This window comes from Caballeronia sp. LZ008 (assembly GCF_031451435.1).
GTDB classification, from domain to species: Bacteria; Pseudomonadota; Gammaproteobacteria; order Burkholderiales; family Burkholderiaceae; genus Caballeronia; species Caballeronia zhejiangensis.
The window spans coordinates 2,185,669-2,206,682 of record NZ_JARUXK010000001.1 but is presented as its reverse complement, the minus strand read 5'-3'; the positions used below and the strand labels follow the sequence as shown (position 1 = coordinate 2,206,682).

General features: G+C 60.7%; 19 protein-coding genes. 15 read left to right on the top strand and 4 right to left on the bottom strand.

What is annotated here, in order from left to right:
• Positions 1 to 17 precede the first annotated feature (17 nt).
• From QCE49_RS10240 to QCE49_RS10175, 14 genes are all read left to right on the top strand, one after another.
• Entirely contained in the window at positions 18 to 1,274 is a 1,257-nt protein-coding gene (locus QCE49_RS10240) for a glycosyltransferase (protein ID WP_250457469.1), read from the top strand.
• Positions 1,258 to 1,872 carry an acyltransferase gene (locus tag QCE49_RS10235; protein ID WP_250435050.1) on the top strand — a complete coding sequence of 205 codons (615 nt, stop codon included), beginning with the start codon at positions 1,258 to 1,260 and terminating at the stop codon, positions 1,870 to 1,872. The genes QCE49_RS10240 and QCE49_RS10235 overlap by 17 nt, the downstream gene beginning before the upstream one ends.
• Before the next feature lie 43 nt (positions 1,873 to 1,915).
• A complete protein-coding gene (locus QCE49_RS10230) occupies positions 1,916 to 2,869 on the top strand; it encodes a glycosyltransferase family 2 protein (RefSeq protein WP_250457470.1) in 954 nt (317 codons plus the stop codon).
• Between the two features lie 48 nt (positions 2,870 to 2,917).
• Complete coding sequence (locus QCE49_RS10225; protein WP_250435048.1) at positions 2,918 to 4,411, top strand: mannose-1-phosphate guanylyltransferase/mannose-6-phosphate isomerase; 1,494 nt, start codon at positions 2,918 to 2,920, stop codon at positions 4,409 to 4,411.
• Positions 4,412 to 4,559: 148 nt separating this feature from the next.
• Positions 4,560 to 6,587, top strand: a complete 2,028-nt coding sequence (locus QCE49_RS10220; protein WP_250457471.1) for a hypothetical protein — start codon at positions 4,560 to 4,562, stop codon at positions 6,585 to 6,587.
• 23 nt (positions 6,588 to 6,610) lie between these two features.
• Positions 6,611 to 7,492 carry a glycosyltransferase family 2 protein gene (locus tag QCE49_RS10215; RefSeq protein ID WP_250435046.1) on the top strand — a complete coding sequence of 294 codons (882 nt, stop codon included), beginning with the start codon at positions 6,611 to 6,613 and terminating at the stop codon, positions 7,490 to 7,492.
• Between the two features lie 3 nt (positions 7,493 to 7,495).
• The gene (locus QCE49_RS10210) at positions 7,496 to 8,698 is read left to right on the top strand and encodes a glycosyltransferase (protein WP_250457472.1); all 1,203 of its coding nucleotides are present in this window, start codon (positions 7,496 to 7,498) and stop codon (positions 8,696 to 8,698) included.
• A 268-nt stretch (positions 8,699 to 8,966) separates the two neighbouring features.
• Positions 8,967 to 10,247, top strand: coding sequence for a hypothetical protein (locus QCE49_RS10205; protein WP_250457473.1), 1,281 nt, complete (start codon positions 8,967 to 8,969; stop codon positions 10,245 to 10,247).
• A gap of 20 nt (positions 10,248 to 10,267) precedes the next feature.
• Entirely contained in the window at positions 10,268 to 11,290 is a 1,023-nt protein-coding gene (locus QCE49_RS10200) for a glycosyltransferase (RefSeq protein WP_250435041.1), read from the top strand.
• Positions 11,287 to 12,423: an FAD-dependent oxidoreductase gene (locus tag QCE49_RS10195; RefSeq protein ID WP_250457474.1), complete on the top strand. Its 1,137-nt coding sequence runs from the start codon at positions 11,287 to 11,289 to the stop codon at positions 12,421 to 12,423. Before QCE49_RS10200 ends, QCE49_RS10195 begins: the two co-directional genes overlap by 4 nt.
• 27 nt (positions 12,424 to 12,450) lie before the next feature.
• Positions 12,451 to 13,236, top strand: coding sequence for an NAD-dependent epimerase/dehydratase family protein (locus QCE49_RS10190; protein ID WP_250457475.1), 786 nt, complete (start codon positions 12,451 to 12,453; stop codon positions 13,234 to 13,236).
• Positions 13,236 to 14,102 (top strand): sugar phosphate isomerase/epimerase, encoded by an 867-nt coding sequence (locus tag QCE49_RS10185; RefSeq protein ID WP_250457476.1) that lies wholly within the window; start codon positions 13,236 to 13,238, stop codon positions 14,100 to 14,102. Before QCE49_RS10190 ends, QCE49_RS10185 begins: the two co-directional genes overlap by 1 nt.
• Complete coding sequence (locus QCE49_RS10180; RefSeq protein ID WP_250457477.1) at positions 14,099 to 14,917, top strand: glycosyltransferase family 2 protein; 819 nt, start codon at positions 14,099 to 14,101, stop codon at positions 14,915 to 14,917. Before QCE49_RS10185 ends, QCE49_RS10180 begins: the two co-directional genes overlap by 4 nt.
• 18 nt (positions 14,918 to 14,935) lie before the next feature.
• The gene (locus tag QCE49_RS10175; protein WP_250457478.1) at positions 14,936 to 15,331 is read left to right on the top strand and encodes a GtrA family protein; all 396 of its coding nucleotides are present in this window, start codon (positions 14,936 to 14,938) and stop codon (positions 15,329 to 15,331) included.
• 257 nt (positions 15,332 to 15,588) lie between these two features.
• Here QCE49_RS10175 and QCE49_RS10170 read toward each other — a convergent pair whose 3' ends face one another.
• From QCE49_RS10170 to QCE49_RS10155, 4 genes are all read right to left on the bottom strand, one after another.
• A complete protein-coding gene (locus QCE49_RS10170; protein ID WP_250435034.1) occupies positions 15,589 to 16,782 on the bottom strand; it encodes an acyltransferase in 1,194 nt (397 codons plus the stop codon).
• 81 nt (positions 16,783 to 16,863) lie between these two features.
• Complete coding sequence (locus QCE49_RS10165) at positions 16,864 to 17,604, bottom strand: SDR family oxidoreductase (protein WP_250457479.1); 741 nt, start codon at positions 17,602 to 17,604, stop codon at positions 16,864 to 16,866.
• Positions 17,601 to 18,917, bottom strand: coding sequence for an FAD-binding oxidoreductase (locus QCE49_RS10160; protein ID WP_250457480.1), 1,317 nt, complete (start codon positions 18,915 to 18,917; stop codon positions 17,601 to 17,603). The genes QCE49_RS10165 and QCE49_RS10160 overlap by 4 nt, the downstream gene beginning before the upstream one ends.
• A 3-nt stretch (positions 18,918 to 18,920) precedes the next feature.
• On the bottom strand, positions 18,921 to 20,342 hold the full coding sequence (locus QCE49_RS10155; RefSeq protein WP_250435030.1) for a UbiA family prenyltransferase: 1,422 nt from the start codon (positions 20,340 to 20,342) through the stop codon (positions 18,921 to 18,923).
• 193 nt (positions 20,343 to 20,535) lie between these two features.
• Here QCE49_RS10155 and QCE49_RS10150 point away from each other — a divergent pair, with 193 nt between their 5' ends.
• Positions 20,536 to 20,934 (top strand): GtrA family protein, encoded by a 399-nt coding sequence (locus tag QCE49_RS10150; RefSeq protein WP_008342550.1) that lies wholly within the window; start codon positions 20,536 to 20,538, stop codon positions 20,932 to 20,934.
• Positions 20,935 to 21,014: the final 80 nt, after the last annotated feature.

Here is a 21,014-nt window from a genome sequence, read left to right as displayed (position 1 = left end):
TCTCTTTGCCTCAAGTCATGACCGTACTCAATCTTGTAAAGCGACTGTTCGCGCCGAAGCCGCAACCGATCAGTTACGAGCGGCCCGACATCGATCCGGGCAAGCTCAGGCTTTTGATCGAACTCGCGTCGTTCGATAAGGGCGGGCTCGAGAAAGTCGTGCTCGATTCGGCGATCGCGTTCAATCGCGACCGCTACGACGTGACGATCGTTACGCCGGGCAAGGTCGGACATCTCGGCGCCGTCGCGCGGGAGGCCGGTCTGCGCGTGATCGGCTTGCCGGAGCGCGGCACGCTCGAGGCCTATGGCCAACTGCTCTCGCAGATTCGGCCGGATCTCGCGATGTCGCATTTCTCGTACGTCGGATATCCGTTGTTCGCGAAGTTCGGCATCAGGAACATCACCTTCATCCATAACGTGTACGCGTTCTTTTCGGCGGAGCAGGCCCGCGCCTTCGCCGACAACGACAAGTACGTCGATCTTTATATCTCCGTGTCGAGGAACGCGACGCGCTATGCGGCCGCCCGGCTCGGCGTGAAGCCCGAAAAGGTGATCACCGTGCCGAACGGCCTCATCATCGGCGAGCACGAGGCGCGTGAGAAGAAGCCTGGCGCATTGCGCCGGGCGGACCTGGGTATCGCGGATACGGACTACGTCTTCGCGAACGTCGCTTCGTACAACCTGCACAAGGGCCATTACGTGATGGTCGACGCGATGAAGCGCATCGTGGCCAAGCGCAAGGACATCAAGATCCTGTGCGTCGGCAACCCGGTGTTCGCGCCGCACGTCGACGCGCTCAAGGATCTCATCAGGCGCGAAGGGCTGGAACAGCACATGCTGATGCCCGGCTACATCGCCGACGTCGCCGACGTGCATCGCATCGCCGACGCGTTTCTGCTGCCGTCCTTCATCGAAGGCTGGAGCATCGCGATGAACGAGGCGATGTTCTACGGCAAGCCGATGATCCTCACCGACACGGGCGCGTCCGCCGAGGTCATCGAAGATGACGACATCGGCATCCTGATTCCCAACGAGTACGGCGATACCGCCGATCTCGACTCGGTTAAACTCGATCTATTGGCCTATACGCCGCACGCCTACGGCATCACGCCACGCCTCGTCGAGGCAATGGAAACCATGGCGGATCACCGCGACGAGTGGGCTTCGCGTGGCAAGCGCGGACGCGAAAAGATCTACTCGTCCTATGATTTCGCGGACATCGTGCGGCGCTACGAAGAAGTCATCGAGGAGGTGGTCCGTGAGCAACGTCGCTAATCCTTCGCTGGCAGCAAGAGCCGTGGAACGCGTTCGACGCATATGGCGCTTCTTGCGCTGGCGCTTCAAGCCGGCCGTGTGTTTCTATCTCGGCAATCATCTCTTCATGAACTGGATGCCGTACGGCATCAGGCACTGGTTCCTGCGCAGGTTCTGCATGGTTCGCATGGGCGCCGATTCCAGTATCGCGATGGGCTGCTTCGTGACCGGGTATCACATCGAGATCGGCTCGAACACGGTGATCAACCGTTACACGTATCTCGACGGGCGGGTCCCGCTCAAGATCGGCAATAACGTGAACATCTCGCACTACACGCTGATTCAGACGCTGACGCACGATCCGCAGAACCCGGACTTCGTCTGTCTGTGCAAGCCCGTGGTCATCGGCGATCATGCGTGGATCGGTGCGCGCGCGATCATCTGTCCGGGCGTCACCGTCGGCGAGGGCGCGGTGGTTGGCGCCGGCGCGGTCGTGACGCGCGATGTTGCGCCATACACGATCGTCGGCGGCAATCCGGCGCGCTATATCAAGGACAGATCCCGCGATCTGCGTTACCGGTCGAGGTACTTCCCGTTCTTCGATACCGACATCCAATAGTTTTTCGACGCGAACGGGTGGCGTCGCCCGTTCCGATATCTCTATGTTCAAGTTCCTCAAGAAGAATGAAGGGCCATCCATCTCGGTCGTGGTGCCGCTGTACAACCACGGCCGGTACATCAAGTCGACGCTCGAAAGCGTGCTCGAGCAGACTTCGCCCGCGGATGAAATCGTTCTGATCGACGACGGCTCGTCCGACAACGGCTTCGAGATCGCCGAGCGCGTGCTGGCGAAGACGCCGCGCGCGCGCACGTTCAGGCAGGAAAACGCCGGCGCGCACAACACGATCAACCGGGCCATCGGCGTGAGCCGTTCGCAGTACGTCGCGGTGCTCAATTCCGACGATCTCTTCACGCCGAAGAAGCTCGAGCGCTGCCGCGAACTGATCGCGCAGCGCGGTGCGGCGGATCTGATCGCGGGCGGCGTCGGCATCATGGACGACGATGGCGCCCGTCAGCGCGGCGGCGTCGCCGTGGACTGGCTCGCGCGCTCGAAATCGTTCCTCGACAAATACAGTCTGCCGCAATTGTCGCTGGTGAACGAAAACTATGTCGCCACCACGTCCAACATGGTGTTTTCGCGGCGCTTGTGGGAGGCGTCCGGCGGCTTCCAGCCGCTGCGCTACTGTCACGATCTCGACTTCCTGATGTTCGCATTCGAGTTCGGCTCCGTGATTCTCGATCTCGATGAAGAGCACATCGTGTATCGCGTGCATCAGGGCAATACGATCAAGGAAGATCTGTCTCGCGTGCGGGTCGAAATCGCGGCCGTGATCGCCGATGCGCTGCATCAGTCGGGACCGCGTCTGCTATCGCCCGAATTCGGCGAACGCGATTTCGAAGCGTTTACGGCGGTGCTGCGCAACAAGCAGATGAGCGACATGCTCTGCTTTTTCCAGACTGTTCGTCCTGCCTTTGCGACACGCACCGCATTCTACGAATACGCAAACGATGCGAAGCGCGCCGCGGTTTTCCGCCAGTCCGTTTCGCCGGCTTGATTGGCTGCGTCGGCCATGGCCGACGCGCCTCCATCTCGAGTAACAAGCATGAGCATTTCCTCTTCCGTCTCCGGCAAAGCAGACGCACACGCCGATCGTCTTCCGGTACAGGCAGTCATTCTGGCGGGCGGCGCGGGCACGCGTCTGTGGCCGCTGTCGCGCGAACAGTATCCGAAGCAGCTCATCGGCCTGCTCGGCGACGATTCCCTCCTCCAGTCGACCGCGCGGCGTCTCGATGGCCTGAGCGCGAGCCATCCCGTGGCGTCGCACGGCATCGTCGTCTGCGGTGAAGATCACCGGTTCAACGTGGCCGAGCAACTTCGGCAGAGCGGCGCGCCCGCGCAGATCATTCTCGAGCCTGCCGGACGAAACACCGCGCCCGCGTTGACGCTCGCGGCGCTGTCGCTCGTGCGGAACGGCGACGACGCGATCATGGTCGTCATGCCCGCGGATCACGCCGTGACCGACGAAGCCGCGTTTCGGGCGCGCGTCGCGGATGCCGTCCGGTTCGCGGGCGAAGGGCATGTGGTCACGCTCGGGATCGTGCCCACGCGCGCGGAGACCGGATATGGCTATCTGCGCGTGGGTCCGCAACTGGACGAGCGCAACGTGCATCAGCTCGACAAGTTCGTCGAAAAGCCATCGCGCGAACTGGCGCAACAATATGTCGACTCGAAACAATACCTCTGGAACAGCGGCTTGTTCGTGCTGCGCGCGTCGGTGTGGCTGCGGGCCATCGAGCAATTCGAACCGCTGATTCACGCTGCCTGTGTCGATGCGTTCAACGCTAGAACGAACGACGTCGACTTCCTTCGTGTCGGCGTGGAGGCGTTCAAGGCGTGCCCGTCGCAGTCCATCGATTACGCGGTCATGGAACGCATCACCGAGCCGGGCTCCGGGTTCCTCGCGGCCGTGGTGCCGCTCGAAGCGGGCTGGTCCGATGTAGGTGCGTGGGACGCCGTCTGGGAGGCCCTGCCGAAGGACGCCGCCGGCAACGTCACACGCGGGCGCGTCATGCTGGAAGGGGCATCGAATACGCTGGCGCATTCGGAGGGACGCCTCATCGCGTGCGTCGGAACGGACGATCTGATCGTGGTCGAGACGCCCGATGCGATTCTCGTGGCCAAACATTCGGCCGTGCAGAACGTCAAGGCGATCGTGGCGCGCATCAAAAGCGAGCAGGGCACCGAGGCTAATTTTCACCGCAAGGTTTATCGGCCGTGGGGCTACTATGATTCGATCGATGAAGGGAAGGGCTTTCACGTCAAGCGCATCGTCGTGAATCCAGGGGCGCGGCTTTCGTTGCAGATGCATCACCATCGTTCCGAGCACTGGATCGTCGTGCGCGGGACGGCGCGCGTCACGCGCGGCGAAGAGAGCTTCCTGCTGGCGGAAAACGAGTCGACGTATATCGCGCTCGGACAGAAGCATCGGCTCGAAAATCCCGGCAAGTTGCCGCTGGAAATGATCGAAGTGCAATCAGGCGCTTATCTCGGCGAGGACGATATCGTCAGATTCGAGGATCACTACGGGCGGGCATGATTTCCCGCCGGCTGTTCGCTCGCAGAAAATCCGCCGCCGGCTCCTGAGCCGGCGGCGTTGCGCGAATCGAGTTTATTGAGACGAGGTCGTGTACGGTTGGATACAATACTTTCTTCAGAAAAGATCCGTATTCGCACGTCGCACGCCAATGAACGAACAATATTCTCCGTGGGTGGAGGTCGAGGTTCCCTCGGCCTGGTGCGAGCATCCGCTCGTGGGAGAGCCCCACCGGCTCTTTGTCGCAAACCTGTTCGGCATACTTGCGGATCTCGATGCGGTCGTGCACACGAAGTACGTCCGCTCTGGCGACGACTTCGTTCCACGCACGACGAATTCCGTGCTGTTCTCCTACCATTCCGTCGGCGATGCGCCCAATGTCTGGCGCATCAAGGAAGGCCCGCTGCCGTATTACTTCTCTTTCGATCGGCGCGGCTACTCCGGCTGGTCGGAAATCGCGCATTCGGGGGACATGTACGCGCAGGCGCAGCAGATGGACCTCGAAGAGGCTCGGCGGATCGTGCGCAAGGCGCGTGAAGAAAGTGTCGGGCGCAACGTATCGAAGTATCCACAGCCCAGCATTTCGGTCTCGAATCTGCCTTCCGGGTTTGTCTTTTTTCCGCTTCAGATCACGTCTGACACGGTGCTGAAGCTGTCGCGGCTGGATTATTTCGATGTGCTGGACGCGGCAGTACGCACGGCTCAGGAGCGCCGTCAGGCGCTCGTCATCAAGCGTCATCCGTTGTGTACCGACGAGAAAATGGAGAGCGCGCTCGAGAAGCTGCGAGATGCGCCGTTCGTCACGATCACGGAAGCGTCCGTGCATCAGTGTCTGGCCGGCGCCAGGTCGGTGCTCTGCTGCAATTCGGGTGTCGGCTTCGAAGCGCTTCTACACGGCAAGCCCGTCTTCTCTTTTGGCGAAAGCGACTACAACGCGGCGGCCGAGCGTATCGCCCGAATCGAGGACGTCTCCTCGGTGTTCGACGGGAAAACGGCCGTTACTGCTGAGACACGTGACCGGTTCATCGCCTACTTCCTGACGCGATATTGCTTCGATGCCCGAAGCAGCGAGCAGATCGCCGCCAAGGTGCGGCACGCGTTCGTCGCGGCGGGATGGCCGCAAGTCGTGTCGACGTTCCGAGGCGCATCGGAGGACGGCTCGTCGAAGGTGATGGAATTCGCCGTGGATCGGCCGCCGCATCTTCCACAGGTAGCGCTTCTGGACGAACGGGTGCAGCAGATCGCGAGCGAGCTCGCGGAGTTGAGACGGCAGACGGCGGCGAATCGCTTTGCCTCGAGCGACGACCTGACGCGCGCGTCGACCGAAATCTCGGGGCAATTCGAAAAGATGCTGGCCGAGCGCAACAAGTTCGACGAGGATCGCCGTCACCTCGAGAATGATCGCCGCCGTCTCGAGGACGATCGTCGCCGTCTCGATGAGATCATCGATTCGCTGCGCGCCGACGTGGCGCGCGCCGAGGCGGAATTGACGGCCAGCAGAAACGAAACGCGGGCATGGCAAGCGCGTTTCGACCAGATCCGCTACTCACGAAGCTGGCGTGTGCTGGCACCGGCGAGATACCTGGCGCGCAGGCTGCGCGGCGCGCATATGCCTGCCGAAGCGGAACAGGCCGCAGTCGTTGAGCAGCCCGCCGAGCCGGAACAGGTCGCAGTCGTTGAGCAACCCGTGCCGGTCGAGGCACCCTTCGGCTCGCCGGGCAGCCGCGAGTACGAAATCATCGTCAAAAGCGGGCTTTTCGATCGCGACTGGTATCTGTCGCAATACGAGGACATCGCTGTAGCCGGTACGGACCCGATCGAGCACTTCCTCAAAGCGGGCGCGCAAGAGCGACGCAATCCCTGCGCGTTCTTCGATGCCGGCTTCTATCTCTGGGTTTATCCGGATCTGGCCGAGAGCCAGGTGAATCCGCTGCTGCACTACATCGAATACGGATCCCGGGAGAACAGAACGCCGCATCCGCTGTTCGACGTCGAATGGTTCAAGGCGACGACGGGATTCGATCCGGAATCCGACGAAACCGCGCTGGCCGCGTACCTTCGCATGGCCGGCACGACAGACGTCTGGCCAACCAATCTTCTGTCCCGCTGCCGGACGATGCTGAATCTGGACAGCTTCGACGAACTGGACGGCTATATCAAGCGAGTCGTTGCGGCATGAGTGACAATCTGGAGCAACGAAACATGAAGGAGCAGACGACTCAGCCTTTGGTCAGCGTGGTCGTTCCTTGTTACAACCAGGGCCAGTACCTGGCCGACCTTGTCGAATCGGTCAATGCGTCGTGTTCTTCGCATCACGAGGTGCTCATCATCGACGATGGATCTACCGATTCGCTGACGCGTCGTTGCCTGGCCCGGATTCGATCCGAAGGGCCGCGTCAGGAAGTCAGGGTGATCTCGCGCGCGAACGGCGGTTTGCCCGCCGCCCGCAACACCGGGCTCGATGCGGCGAGAGGGCGGTACATCCAGTTCCTGGACTCCGACGACCTCGTCACACAGAACAAGCTCGATTTGCAGATCGAGGCGATGGAGGCCGATCCGTCGATCGACGTCCATCTCACGGAATTCGTGATGTGCGACGCGAGCCGATCCCGCTTCTGGCGCCTGGGTGTCTCGACGATTGCCGGTTTCGAATACGATCCGTCTTCGTTCGTCAAGTATTGGGAACGCGGCCTCACGATTCCGATTCATTGCGGTCTGTTCCGCGCGTCCGCCATTGGCGCGATTCGCTTCAACGAGCAACTGCGAGCCAAGGAGGACTGGATTTTCTGGGTCACGCTTGCAACGACCGGCGCTCGATTTGCATATTCCGACTTTGTCGGCGCCGTGTATCGGCAGCACGATTCGAATATGTGCAAGGACGGACGTTCGATGGCGCTGTCATATCTACGGGCGATACAGCATCTTCGGAATATGGGCGCACCGCTCGACGATGAATCGCAAAAGAGCCTGCTCGAGCATTACAACCGTTTTTACGTGCGTTTTTTTGGCACGGTAGACGCGGTGAATCCGTCGCCGGCTTTGGCGCACGATGAAGTCAATTATCTGTTGTCGTTTGCAAAGTAGATTATGGCCGGCCCACAAATCGATATTATTATCCCCGTCTATAATCACGCGGATCATCTGGAAAGATGCATAAGGAGCGCAGCGGCTCAGACTTTTGCCGCGCAAAGAATCATTTGCGTGGACGATGCGTCGCCCGATCCGCGTGTGAAGGAAATCCTTTCGAAACTCGCCGCGCAGCTTCCGACCGTCGAAGTCATCACGCTGGAAAAGAATGGCGGAATCTGTCACGCGCAAAACGTTGCCGTGGCTGCGGCCACTGCGGAGTACATCGCGTTTCTGGATTGCGACGACTGGCTCGTGCCTGACGCATTGATGTCCGTGGCCGATGCGCTGAAACAAACGCCTGCCGGATATGTGTTCACCGACCGCATCGATATCAATGAAGAGGCTGGCGAAGAGCGCGCGCGTCCGTACGGCGGGCAGCCTCAATTGCGTGAAACGCGGACGCACGCGGAAAATCTGCTCGACCATATGGTCGCGTCGCATTTAAAGGTCATCAGGAAGGAACTGATCGATCGCGTGGGAGGATTTGCGGAAGGCACCGACGGCGTTCAGGATTGGGACGTCGCGCTTAAAGTGTCGGAGATCGCGCCGCTGCTGCACGTGCCGAAGGCGGTTTATTACCATCGCGTGCATTCCGGACAAAACTCGTCTTACGACAATGTCGTCAATATGCGAAAGACGAACGAAGTCCGCCGTGCAGCGCAATTGAGGCGTTTTAACGCGTCGCTGCATGCCGGAAGGGATTTTCGCCTTCCTGCGATGATTGAGAAACTGCGACAGGGCGCGAGCGACTTTTTCTCGACGTTATCGTCGACGCATGTCATTCTTGCGCTCGATTCGAAGGGAAAAATTCAGTTCGTTCCGCAACACCGCGATTGCGTTCGACAACTGATCAATGCACACGCGCCGTCCGAATTGCTTTTGTTCGGCACGGACAATCTTTATTTGCCGATGCTCCAGGATATATGGGCATCGCAGTCGCGTCCGGCCATCGGCGTTTATCTTGGCGAATTCGAGGGAATTCCACGTGGCATTCATTCGCTGCGCTGGAGCAACAGTTATCTCGACTATGTTGTATGCGGTTCGTCCGAAGGACATATTTCGTTGCTCGGCTATACGCACCGCGCGCTGAAGATCTATGTACCGTCGCCGCCGCGCATCGCCGAGGAAACCGCAAACGACGCACGTGCGGTCGGTATCTGATCGTACGCATTTCTGTTCCGGTTGAACTCATACACGAGAGGGCACCCGTGTCGCTATAACTGCTTAGCGACGAAATGATGGGTGCTCTTTCGAATTTACCCGCTTATCCTGGGCTCCTTAAGTATTTATTACCTCTGGAGTCGAGTCGCTTCAGCCGCAGACTAGAGCTTGTTTTTTAGATGATCCGGGCGTCGCTGATATAATCCCCAGATTCGGGCACGCTTCGAGGCGTCGGGACGGCCGAATTCAGAGATCTATAGGGGCTTTCATGCAGCGGCTGGCTTGGTTGGTGCTCTTCCCGATCATTATTGCGACGATCTTTATTTTTAATCCGGCCGGATTGCGCCACGATGTAGGCGATGGCAATGGAAAATATATCGACATTGTCGACTCCTTCTCTGAGTATCTAATTAGAGATAAAGTAAAAAACGAGATTCTCGGCACGGAGAACAAGGGTGTATTGCTGATCGTTCCGCGCGGTTATGCAGATAAAGACTTCGCGTATTATCCGGACGGAACGAGGACTTATCTCGCCAATCTCGCCTTGCAAGGCTACGCTGCCTCGCTGGTTGCGCGTGGCCTCGGTTTGAAAACGGAAAAGCAAATCGACATTTTCCTGGGCGCATTCCGTATGTTGAATGCGTTTTTGCTCGCGTTGATTCTCTGTGTCTTTTTCCGGCGAATTTCAAGAGAGTACCATTTGAATTGCGCGCCGCTCGTGCCGATCTTGTTGTCATCGATGGCCGGATTGGTGTTTTTCTCACAGAACCTGTATTTCATAACGGCCGTATTTTATGCGCCGTTCGCGTGGAGCGCTTTCGCCGCCGGCAGATGGTCGAATCGCGTGCTTTATGCGGGCTTCGTGGCGCTCTCATTCCTGAATTTCTCGCGCGGCTATGAGTTCGCGACGGTCTATACGATCAACTCCGTATTCGCGGCCTTATGTTTTCTGCGCGGTTCGCCGCGACAGGTCATCCGTGTGGCAGTTTTCGTGTTCGCATCCGTCTGCCTGGGCTTTCTCATCGCCGCCTTCGATCACGTGCTGATCGTCTGCCATGCGATCGGCCGAAGCTCTTTGCGCGTTGGCGCAGAACTCGCGTTTTCGACGCTGACTCACCGGACCGCAAGCTTCGACAGCGTTCCGTTGCCGTTCACCACGAAGTTCTTTGACACGATACGCGGCCGAATGGGCGACACCGCGTTCGTGTTTCCCTGGTTTTTCCAATGGAAGCTCACGGAAGGCAACGTCTTCGCAATCGCAACCATCGCCTTGTTAGTGCGTTTGCAGCGTCTTTCAAGACTGGAAAAGCTGGTGTTCGTATGGGCGCCGATATCCTATGTATCGTGGTACGTGTTCGCTTATCAACACATCATGTGGCACTTCATGTATGAGTGGGACATTTTCTCGGCCACCATCGGCATCGGTTTCTGCATTCTCGCGTTGCAGTACTGCTCGGCGATCGCGCCATCCCTGCGCCGGTTGCGCAAGCGTATTGGCCAGGCGCCTGACGCCGCAAAGCGTGCTTATGCCGATGAATTGCAGAACTGACAACGAATACTGAAACGACGATGGAACAGTTGCCCGTTTTTCTCTCGGTTGTCGTCCTGACGAGAAATTGCGACAGTCGCCTGGACAGTATGATTCGTGCAATATCCGCGTCGGTTGCGTCTCTCGCGCGCGATCATGAATTGATCATTGTCGATAATGCGTCCACCGACGAATCCGTCGCCCGCCTGAAAAAGCTGACGAGCGTCGGCGGTATTCCGAATCTCCAGGTTTTCACTCTGACGAAGGAAGTCGATTCGGACACGGCGGCGTCCGTTGGCGTGGAGCATTCGCTTGGGGATTACGTTGCCATCATCGATCCGCTTCTGGATCAGATCGATTTCATCGGTGAGATGCTGCGCACGGCGAGCGAGGGCGCTGACGTGGTCCTTGCCGTCAATGAGACCAAGCCGCGCCGCACGTTCGCCTATCGCGTCTGCTCCTCGGTGTTCAACGTGCTTTACCGACGCCTGTCCGGTATCGACCTGGAGCGCGACGCGCCGCCGTTCCGGCTGCTGAGCCGCAAGGTCGTGCATCATTTGTTGCGGCATCAGCATCCCGCGGTGAGTTACCGGCATCTGCCTGTGACAGCGGGATTCGCACGCAAGAGCCTGCGGTACAGAAGCGCGCCGACCGACGCGACGGTCAAGCGCCTGGAAGATGGCTTCGATCGCGGCATGCGGCTGCTGGTCTCGACGACGCGCGTGCCGATGCGGCTCGTGACGGCGCTGACGCTTTTCGGCGCCGGCGCGAACGTCATATATTCCGCGTACGTTCTGCTCATCGCGATGTTCAAGTCAGATGTCGCGCCGGGGTGGGTCACGTTGTCCCTGCAGCAATCGGGCATGTTCTTTCTTCTGTCGCTCGTCATGCTCGTGCTGGGCGAATATCTGCTCAATGTCGCGCGTGCCAGCAGCGACGGCCCCGCGTACCACATTGCGCAGGAGTTCACGAGCGCGGAGATGTCGGGTCGCCGGAGGCTGAACATCGAGACTCATGGCGACTTGTCGGACGCGAAGGAAAGTCCCACGGAGAATGCTCCATGAGCGAGGTGCGTCGCGCCGTCGAGGAACAGGCGCTGATCATAGGCGGCGGGTTCTATGGCGCGGCGCTCGCATGCTATCTCCGCGAGCAGCGCGGTTTTTCGCGGGTGCTCGTGCTCGAGCAGGAAGAACAGCTGATGACGCGGGCGTCGTTCACCAATCAGGCACGCGTGCACAACGGCTATCACTATCCGCGCAGCGTGACGACCGGCATTCGTAGCCGGGTGAATTTTCCTCGCTTCGTCGAGCAGTTCGGGCCGGCGGTCAGGTCCGATTTCGTCAAGCTGTATGCGATCGCCAGCAATTCCAACGTCGCGCCCGGACAGTTCGAGCGCTTCTGCCGCAGCATCGGCGCGCAACTCGAACTCGCGTCGCCGGCTCATGCCGCGTTGTTCGAGAAACGCCTGATTCGCAGCGTCTACGCGGTGCAGGAATACGCGTTCGATTCTCTCGTTCTGCGCGAGCTCATGGCGCAGCGCATGAAGGAACTGAACGTGGATGTCCGCTTCAACTCCAGAGTTCGTTCGCTGAGCAACCGGGCCGACGCGCTCGGCGCGATCGTGGAGAACGTGAGGACGGGTGAGCACTGGCCGATCGATGCGCAATGGGTGTTCAATTGCACTTACAGTAGAATCAATCGTCTGTCGGGCGATTTTCCCAAGGCAAGCACGGGGCTCAAGCATCAGGTCACCGAAATGGCCCTGATGAAGCCGCCACGAGCGCTGGAGGACATCGGCGTTACGGTCATGGACGGCCCGTTCTTCTCGTTCATGCCGTTTCCTTCGAAAGGGCTGCACAGCCTCTCCCACGTGCGATACACGCCTCATGTCGAATGGATCGAAGACGACGCATTCGACACGGAAGAGATGCTCGAGCGTTATTCGAGGGTAAGCAGGGTGGACCGCATGGTGCGCGATAGCGCGCGCTATCTGCCGATCCTCGAGGATGCGCAGTACGCGGACTCGCTGTTCGAAATCAAGAGCGTGCTCTTGAACAACGAACGCGACGACGGACGTCCAATCCTGCTCGAACGGCATGCGCAAATGCCGCGCTGCTTCTCGATACTCGGCGGGAAAATCGACAACGTGTTCGACGTTCTCGAAAGACTCGATGCCGTGTCTCTTCCCGTCCGTTGATCCTTACTCAACACATCGGATTTCGCCATGCCAGATGCTTTGATCGGCTATTCAGGATTTGTGGGAACGACCTTGCTGCGTCAGCGGTCATTCGAGAACACGTACCGTTCCACCAACATCGCCGATATTCGGGGGCAGACGTTCGACACCGTCGTCTGCGCCGGTGCGCCCGCACAGAAGTGGATCGCCAATCGCGAACCGCAGGCAGACCGCGAGCGCATCGAATCGCTCATCGACCATTTGCGGGCGATGCGTTGCAAGACGTTCATCCTCATCAGCACGGTCGATGTGTTCGGGAACCCGCTGAATGTCGACGAAGATTCGAGCGTCGATGTGCGAAACCTCCATGCGTATGGCGCGAATCGGCGCATGCTGGAGGAATTTTGCGCATCGGCGGGTTTCGAGCGCCATTTGATCGTTCGCCTGCCGGGTCTCGTCGGGCCCGGCCTGCGCAAGAACGTGATCTTCGATCTGCTGAACGACAACAATCTCGCGGCGGTCGACAGTCGCGCGGCGTTCCAGTTTTATCCCATGGTCAATCTTTGGTCCGACATCGACCTCGCGCTGAAAGCCGGCCTCGATCTCGTGCACCTGACGGCGGAACCCGTGACGGTCGGAGAGCTCGCGCGCGAAGGGTTCGGTATCGAATTCGGCAACCAGACGCAGAATCAGCCGGCGCGATACGACATGCAGTCCCGCTTCGCCGAAGCGCTGGGCGGAAGCGGCCGCTATCAATACAGCAAGCGCGAATCGTTGATGGCAATCCGGGCGTATGCGCAATCCGAGCCCCGCCGCGCAAAGGAGTCGTCGTGATGAGAGTCTCCATCTCCAATCTCGCGTGGGAGCCGGACGAGGACGAGCAGGTCGTCGCCCTGCTGAACAAACATGGCGTCGACGCGATCGACATCGCGCCCAGCAAGTATTTCCCCGATATCGACGGCGCGACGGCCGAGGAGACGTCCGCCGTTCGCACGATGTGGGCCGATCGCGGCATTAAGATCGTCGGCATGCAGTCGCTGCTGTTCGGCACCGCGGGGCTGAACCTTTTCGGCGACGTCGACACGCAAAACCGCATGCTCGATCGTCTGCGGGCGGTCTGCCGCATCGGCGAGGGACTCGCCAGCAAAGAGGGCGTGCGTCTCACGTTCGGCTCGCCGAAGAACCGCGACATCGGTGATTTGACTCCGGATGCCGCGAAGGAAAGCGCCGTGAAATTTTTCGGCCGGCTCGCTCGCGTGGCGGACGATCACGGCGTGATCGTCTGCCTCGAACCCAACCCGCCGAAATACGGCTGCAACTTCATGACCGATACGGCCAGCGCCGCCGATATCGTCCGCGCGGTGGACCATCGGGCCATTCGCCTCCAGTTCGACAGCGGTGCGTCCGCGATCAACGGCGAAGATGTCGGGCACGCGATTCGGGCATTCGAGGACGTCATCGGTCATGTTCACGTGAGCGAGCCCGATCTCGTACCCGTGGGATCGGCGCCTGCTTCGGCGGCGTCTTATCACGGCGCGCTCGCGCGTGCGTTGTCCGGATCCGCGATCCATCCGCTCGTCACGATCGAAATGCTGACGCGCCGTGCCGAGACGCGACTTGCCGACATCGATGCTGCGCTGGCATTCGTTTGTGGCACATATCGATCCGCGGCCGCATCCTTCAGGAAGAACACGCAGTGAACTCCATCCATAGCGCAGCCGGGCGCCTGCAGGACAGCACGGCCGAGATTCCCGCCTTCGATGCGCCGATCTGGCGCGGCAAGACGCGCGACTACTGCGTCGTCATCCCGGTCATCAATGAGGGCGAACGCATTCAGCGGCTTCTTTCGCGCATGCACGCGATCGATGTCGACGGAATCGCCGATGTGATCGTCGTCGACGGCGGCAGCACCGACGGCTCACTCGCGCCCGCCTTTCTGGACAGCGTCGGCGTGCGCGGTTTGCTGGTCAAACGCGGACCCGGCAAACTCAGCGCGCAACTGCGCTGCGCCTATGCGTTTGCGCTCGAGCAGGGCTACGAGGGCATCGTCACGATCGACGGCAACGACAAGGACGATCCGGATCCGATCGCGCGGTTCATCGACGCCTTGAAGGAAGGCTACGATTTCGTGCAGGCGTCGCGCTTCCTTCCTGGCGGCGTGGCGGAAAACACGCCCGTGTCGCGCGACCTCGCGATCCGTCTGATTCACGCACCCGCGCTCTCGCTCGCGTCGGGCTTCCGCTGGACCGACACGACGCAGGGCTTTCGCGCCTACAGCAGCCGCATGTTGAGGGATGCCCGCATTGCGCCGTTTCGCTCGGTGTTTTCCGGGTACGAACTTCTGGCCTATCTGTCTTACCGCGTGCCGAAGCTCGGCTTTCGATGCATCGAGTTGCCGACCGTGAGACGTTATCCCGCCACGGGCGACACACCCACCAAGATCAGCGGCATTCGGGGAAACTGGGCGGTGCTCAAGGTCTTGTTCAAAGCCTGCCTCGGGCATTACAACCCCTGACTGGCCCATTTCGCCACGATGAAACAATTCATTCTGTTCGCTGTCGCCGGAACCGTCGGCTTTCTCGTCGATATCGCAGTGCTCTACCTGATGCTCGCGTGCGGCCTTGGCTACTTCGCGGGCCGGGCGATCTCGTTCATTGCGGCGGTCGTGGTCACATGGCAGATCAACCGGCGTTTTACCTTCGACGCAGAGGCGCCGGGCGGACTATGGCGCGAGTGGTGGCGCTATCTGGTGGCGATGTCGGCGGGCGGCGTGGTGAACTATTGCGCGTATACGGCCGTGGTGGTGCTGCTGCCGAAGACGCACTATCTGCCCGTCATCGCGGTCGCGGCCGGTTCGATCTGCGGCCTGGGCGTCAATTTCCTCTCTTCGAAGTTCTGGGTTTTCAAGCAGGCGTCCGCGTCGGAGTGAGTGTGTCCGGCGCGCAGCGTTTGCCTACCAGTTCAGCCGCGCGATGTTCCCGTCGAACGGATCGGTATGGAAGCGATTCTCCCGAGGAAAAGGCCGATGTTGCTCTGATGCTCCGGAACGTGCGAAGCCCATACGCAATCGCAGTCGGCGGGGAAGTCGATGTCTTCCCGTGCTTCAAGAAGATCTTCGAATGAAGCCGCGCGCCCCCCATGCACCGTCCGATCCCAGGCGCTGAAGGCGCGCCGATTCAGCGGACTTCAGTTCGCCGAAAGCGCCATGCGCCGTTGCGCGAGTCTCGTTCTGACGGCGTCGGCTATTCGAATGCCTCTTCGACGCAGTGGATCTTCGATGATCCGGTGTGTGAATTCGGTAAAGGCGGCCGTCAGCACGATGAAGATCAGAATGGGCGGCAGAATATTGGCCGCATCCAGCATGGCGAAACGATGCGACAACGCGCGCCATATCGCGCTCGCGCAAAAGAGCGCCGGATAGTGGGTGAGATACATCACGTAAGACCGCGCGCCGATGGCGACCAGGATTCGTTTGAGAAGACCCGGGAGCTTGATGTAGTTCGCGTCATACGAGGCGATCCAGACGATCGCAGCGGATACGAACGCGATCAGCCCCGTGGACACCGATCCAATCAATACCTTTGACCCGAGCGTGGCGAGCGCCGCAAACAGGATGGTCAGCACGGGTATCGCGAATAGGCGATGCCGGAGGATGCGCGGGTTCATCGTCGCGTAACCGGGCGTCCTGCTCCACAGCGCGATGAGCACACCCAGCGCGATCGCGTCAGTGCGAAACGCCCACAGCGGAGACGTGACGGGGCGCGGAATGAAGAACTGGGCGGCGACGACCACAAGCATGATCATCGCGAGCAGACGCCGGGAGCAGAAAGCAATGAGAAAAGGAAAGATCAGATAGAACTGCTCTTCGAGCGCCAGAGACCAGTAAATCGCAAGGCTGCCGCATTCGTTCTTTGGCCGGCACATCGCCACTTCGAAATTGGCGACCTGAAGAAGCGCCGTCAAACCTTCCTTGAAGTTGACGTTGAACGGCGCATAGAAACCCGTCTTGTCGAGTGGAAAGCTCAACGCCATGCCAACGACGATCCACAACCACGCCGACGGCGCGAGCCTGAAAAATCGCTTTATCCAGAAGGGAAATGCGAATTCGCCGAACGGCCCGCTATCCGGCCTGCGCGACCGGCTTTGGAGAATGGACCGCGTAATGATGAAACCGGAAATGCAGAAGAAGAGATCGACGCCGCTGCCGAAATTGAAATAGCGGTTGTTGGTCGGAAACTCGGATGCATACCAGAGCAGCGCGGGGAAATGAGCAAGAATCGTGAAGCCGATCGCGACCGCTCTGAGCACTTCGAGGTCTTCGTTCTTGGCATGCTTCGATGCAACGGCGGCGGGCAGGGCGCGATCGTTCTGGGGTCTCATCAGGGGAGGGCGCAACTTTGTAAAAAAAGATGATGCCACAACTCCCACCGTGCCATGCCTGATGTCGATGCACGCCTTCCCCTAAAGCGACGCCCGCTTGAACACGAACCGCGGCACATTGCGGATGATCAGCATGATCCCCCACCAGAACCACGGCGTATAAACCACGTCCTTCTTCCTGTCGATTCCGCGCACGATATCCTTCGCGACCTTCTCTGGCGTGGCGACGAGCGGGCCGGGCAACGGCAGCCCCGCAGTCATCGGCGTGGCGACGAAGCCGGGTTTGATATCGACGACATGCACGCCGACCTTGAACAACCGCGCGCGCAAGCCTTCGAGAAACGCCTGCAACGCGGCCTTCGCGCTGCCATAAAGATAATTCGACGGACGCCCGCGATCGCCCGCCACCGACGAGATCACCGCGAGCGCCCCGTGCCGCTGCGCCTCGAGCCGATTGGCGATCGGCGTGATGAGCGCAATCAGCGAAAGCGCATTGGTATGAAACTCGCGCACCGCGACGGCGGGATCGCTCTGGCAGGCCGCCTGGTCCGGCAGCGTGCCCGACGCAATCAGCACGATATCGATCGAATCCATGTGCGCGGCGCAGTCAGCGAGCATCGCGGCGTGATCGTCGAGCTTGTCGATATCGAGCCGATACGTGGCAACCGAAGCCGCCCCCCGCGCCGTCAAATCGGCGGCGACCTGCTCCATGCGTTCCTGGTTGCGCGCGACGAGAAAGAAGCGCGCGCCTCTCGCGGCCCATTCTCGCGCGCAGGCGATGGCGATAGCGGACGTGGCGCCCACGATGACGATGTTCTTCATAGGCCGGTCATTCGTTTCCAGAAATGCGACAGCATGGCCGGATCGCGAAGCGATTCGAGCGCCTGCCATCGGGGATAAGCGGCGCGGAAATCGGCGCCCGACATGTGCGCGTCCTTGGCCGGATAGATGCGTCCGCCGGCATCGCGCACGATCGCGTCGAGCGCGTCGAAGAGCTGCGAATTACGCAATTCATGCTGCGGAAAGTCGAGCGCGAGCGAGGTGCCTTCCATCGGAAACGACAGCAGCCCCGGCGACGGAATGTTCCCGCAGCGCTTGAGCACCGCGAGAAACGAACCCGTGCCGCTCGATGAAATGCGATCGAGCATCGCGCGCACCGCATCGCGCGCGCTCGCTGCCGGCACGACGCACTGATACTGCTGAAACCCCTGCGGCCCGTAGATGCGGTTCCATTCGAGCAGACTGTCGAGCGGATAGAAATAGCCGTCGTAACCGACGCGCGAAAGCTCGATCGCGCGTCGCTGCTTCCGGTAGTACAGCTCGTTGAACGCGCGCAGCGTGAGGCCGTTGATGAGCGAAACGGGCGGCGTGAACGGCACGCGGCGCGTGTTGCGCTGTTCGACATCGAGGGAGCCGTGGATCGCGTGATCGCCCGCCATGAAGATGCCGCGCCCGAGCGCCGGTCCGCGGCTCGCGCAATCGACCCACGCGACGCAATACTCGTGCTTCGCGTCGTACTCTTCCGAGAGATCGAAGAACTCGTCGAGCTTGCCGAAGCGGATGCTCGTCACGTCGATGAGACTCGTGCGGATCGGCATCAGCGAGAACTCGGCCCACAGGATGAGTCCCGTCAGCCCGAGCCCGCCGATCGTCGCATTGAACATCTCCGTGTTCGATTCCGGCGAGCATTCGATGAACGTGCCGTCGCTGCGCGCGAGGCCGAACGCGCGCACATGCCGCCCGAACGTGCCGCGCACGTGATGGTTCTTGCCGTGCACGTCGTTGGCGATCGCGCCGCCCAGCGTCACGTACTTCGTGCCCGGCGTGACCGGCAGCATCCAGCCGCGCGGCACCGCGAGCGCGAGAATCTGCTCGAACGTGATGCCGGGCTCGGCGCGCACGATGCCGCGCGTCCAGTCGGCGGCGATGATCCGGTCGAGCGCGAGCGTCTGAAAGACGTGATTCGAACTCGCGAGGCAGACGTCGCCGTAGCTTCGGCCATTGCCGAACGCGAGCGTCGTGCCATGTTCGCGCTGCACGTCGCGCCATCGCGCCTGCGCTTCGTCGCGCCAGTGCGCGGCGTGCGCGGTCTGCGGCAGGCGCGGGTAGCGGCCCCAGGAGAGCAGTTCGCTCATCGGTCAGATCGCGAGCCAGAACGCGAAGCCGCACAGCGCGACGACGACGAGGCTCATGCGATCGCGCGCCGCGAACACGATGGGATCGTCGTTCATGCGTCCGCGATGCGTGATGACCCATGTCCGGCTGAACCAGTAGAGCATCAGCGGACACACCATCCAGATGTATTGCGGATGCCGGTAAAGCACGGTGGTGCGTTCGTCCTGGATATAGAGCGCGAGCACGAGCACCGAGATATAACCCGACGACGTTCCCAGCGACGACACGATGGCCAGATCGCTCGCCAGATAACCTCGCCCGCGCGCGCCTTCGCGCCCGGACTTCATCATCGCGTGAAGCTCGGTGTAGCGCTTGACGAGCGCGAGGCTCAGGAACGCGAACATCGAGAAAGCTAGCAGCCAGAAAGTGAGCGGGACATGGATCGCCGCGGCGCCCGCGACGATGCGCGTGGTGTACAGCGCGGCAAGCACGACGACGTCGATCATCACCTGACGCTTGAGCGCGAGCGAATAGGCGAGCGTCAGCACGTAGTAGCCGAGCAGGACCGCGTTGAATTTCCACGACAAGAACGTGAGCGCGATCGAGAACGCGGCGGCGAGCAGGACAGGGCAGAGCGCCATGCCCCATGCGAGCGGCATCGTGCCGGCGGCGAGCGGGCGCCGGCGCTTCACCGGATGCTGCCGGTCGTCCTGCAAGTCGAGCAGATCGTTCAGCAGATACACGCTCGATGCACACAGCCCGAACGCGAAGAACGCAATCACGGCGGACTCGATGGCCGCCGGCGACTTCAGCTGATGCCCCGCGAGCAGCGGCACGAAGATCAGCACGTTTTTCAGCCACTGATGCAGCCGCAGCGACTTGGCCCAGACCTTGAGCGTCGGCGGGCGATTCTCGAAGACCTGTTCGACGTTGTCGTGCTTCGAGGCGGCGCGCACGACGCCCGCGTGCGGATTGACCACATACGCGCGATCGGCGGCGGCCCAGACGGACATGTCATCGTGCGAATTGCCGACGTAATCGAAGCCCTTCTCGCCGTACTCGGCGACGAGCCGGTCGCGCTTGCGATGCGCGGAAAGGTTGACGCGCTCGTCGGTGGCGAACACGCGATCGAAGATGCCGAGATGCTCCGCGATGCGATGCGCGAACGATTCATGGCTCGCGGTGGCGAGCGCGATCGTGCGGCCCGCGGCGCGCATGTCCTTCAGCCAGTTCACGACCTGCGTGTTGTAGGGCAGCGTCGCGACATCGATGCTCACGTGCTCGGCGAGCCGCGACTTGAGCACGGACTTGCCGCCGCTGGAAAGCCACAGCAGCGGCTTGAAGAATTTCTGCGGTGAGGATCTCAGGAAGGCGAATCCGCTCTCGACGAGAATGTCGGAGTGAATCAACGTGCCATCGAGATCGACGACGATGGGCTTGCTCATTCAATTCACGTTGAGATGATTGCTTAAGCCCACGACCGGGCGGAACCGGGCCTGGCCGTCTTCTCAGCGACGGCTTCGGCACCGGCTTTGTCGAGTTTTCCAGGCACATCGTATATGGTGTCGATTTTTCCGCCAAGCAACGTGTGACGTAGCGCCGGAAAAACGCCGAACCACCGAACCATGTTCTGAACACATGCAACTCGCGCTGCTCTACACCTTTTTCGCCGCCATCGCGACGCTTGCCAACATCGGCGCGCAGGATCTGACTACGCGCGTCTATAGCGGCCCCTGGCATGTTTTGCTGTCGGTGTTCGTCGGCACGGGCGTTGGTCTCGTCGTGAAATATCTGCTCGACAAGAAATGGATCTTCCGCTTCAAGGCGGAGAATGCGCGTCACGACGCGACCATGTTCACGCTCTACGTCACGATGGGCCTCGTCACCACAGCGATTTTCTGGGGCGTCGAATTCGGCTTCAATCACGTCTTCGGAACGGCCGAAATGCGCTACGTCGGCGGCTGCATCGGTCTCGCGATCGGTTATGTGATCAAGTACCGCCTCGACAAGCGCTACGTGTTTCGCACGTTCGCCTGACGCGACGCCCCGCCGCCCGCGGTTGCCGAAACCTCCGACATTAAGGACAATCTTGGCGTCTTCCACCCGTCGATGCGGTC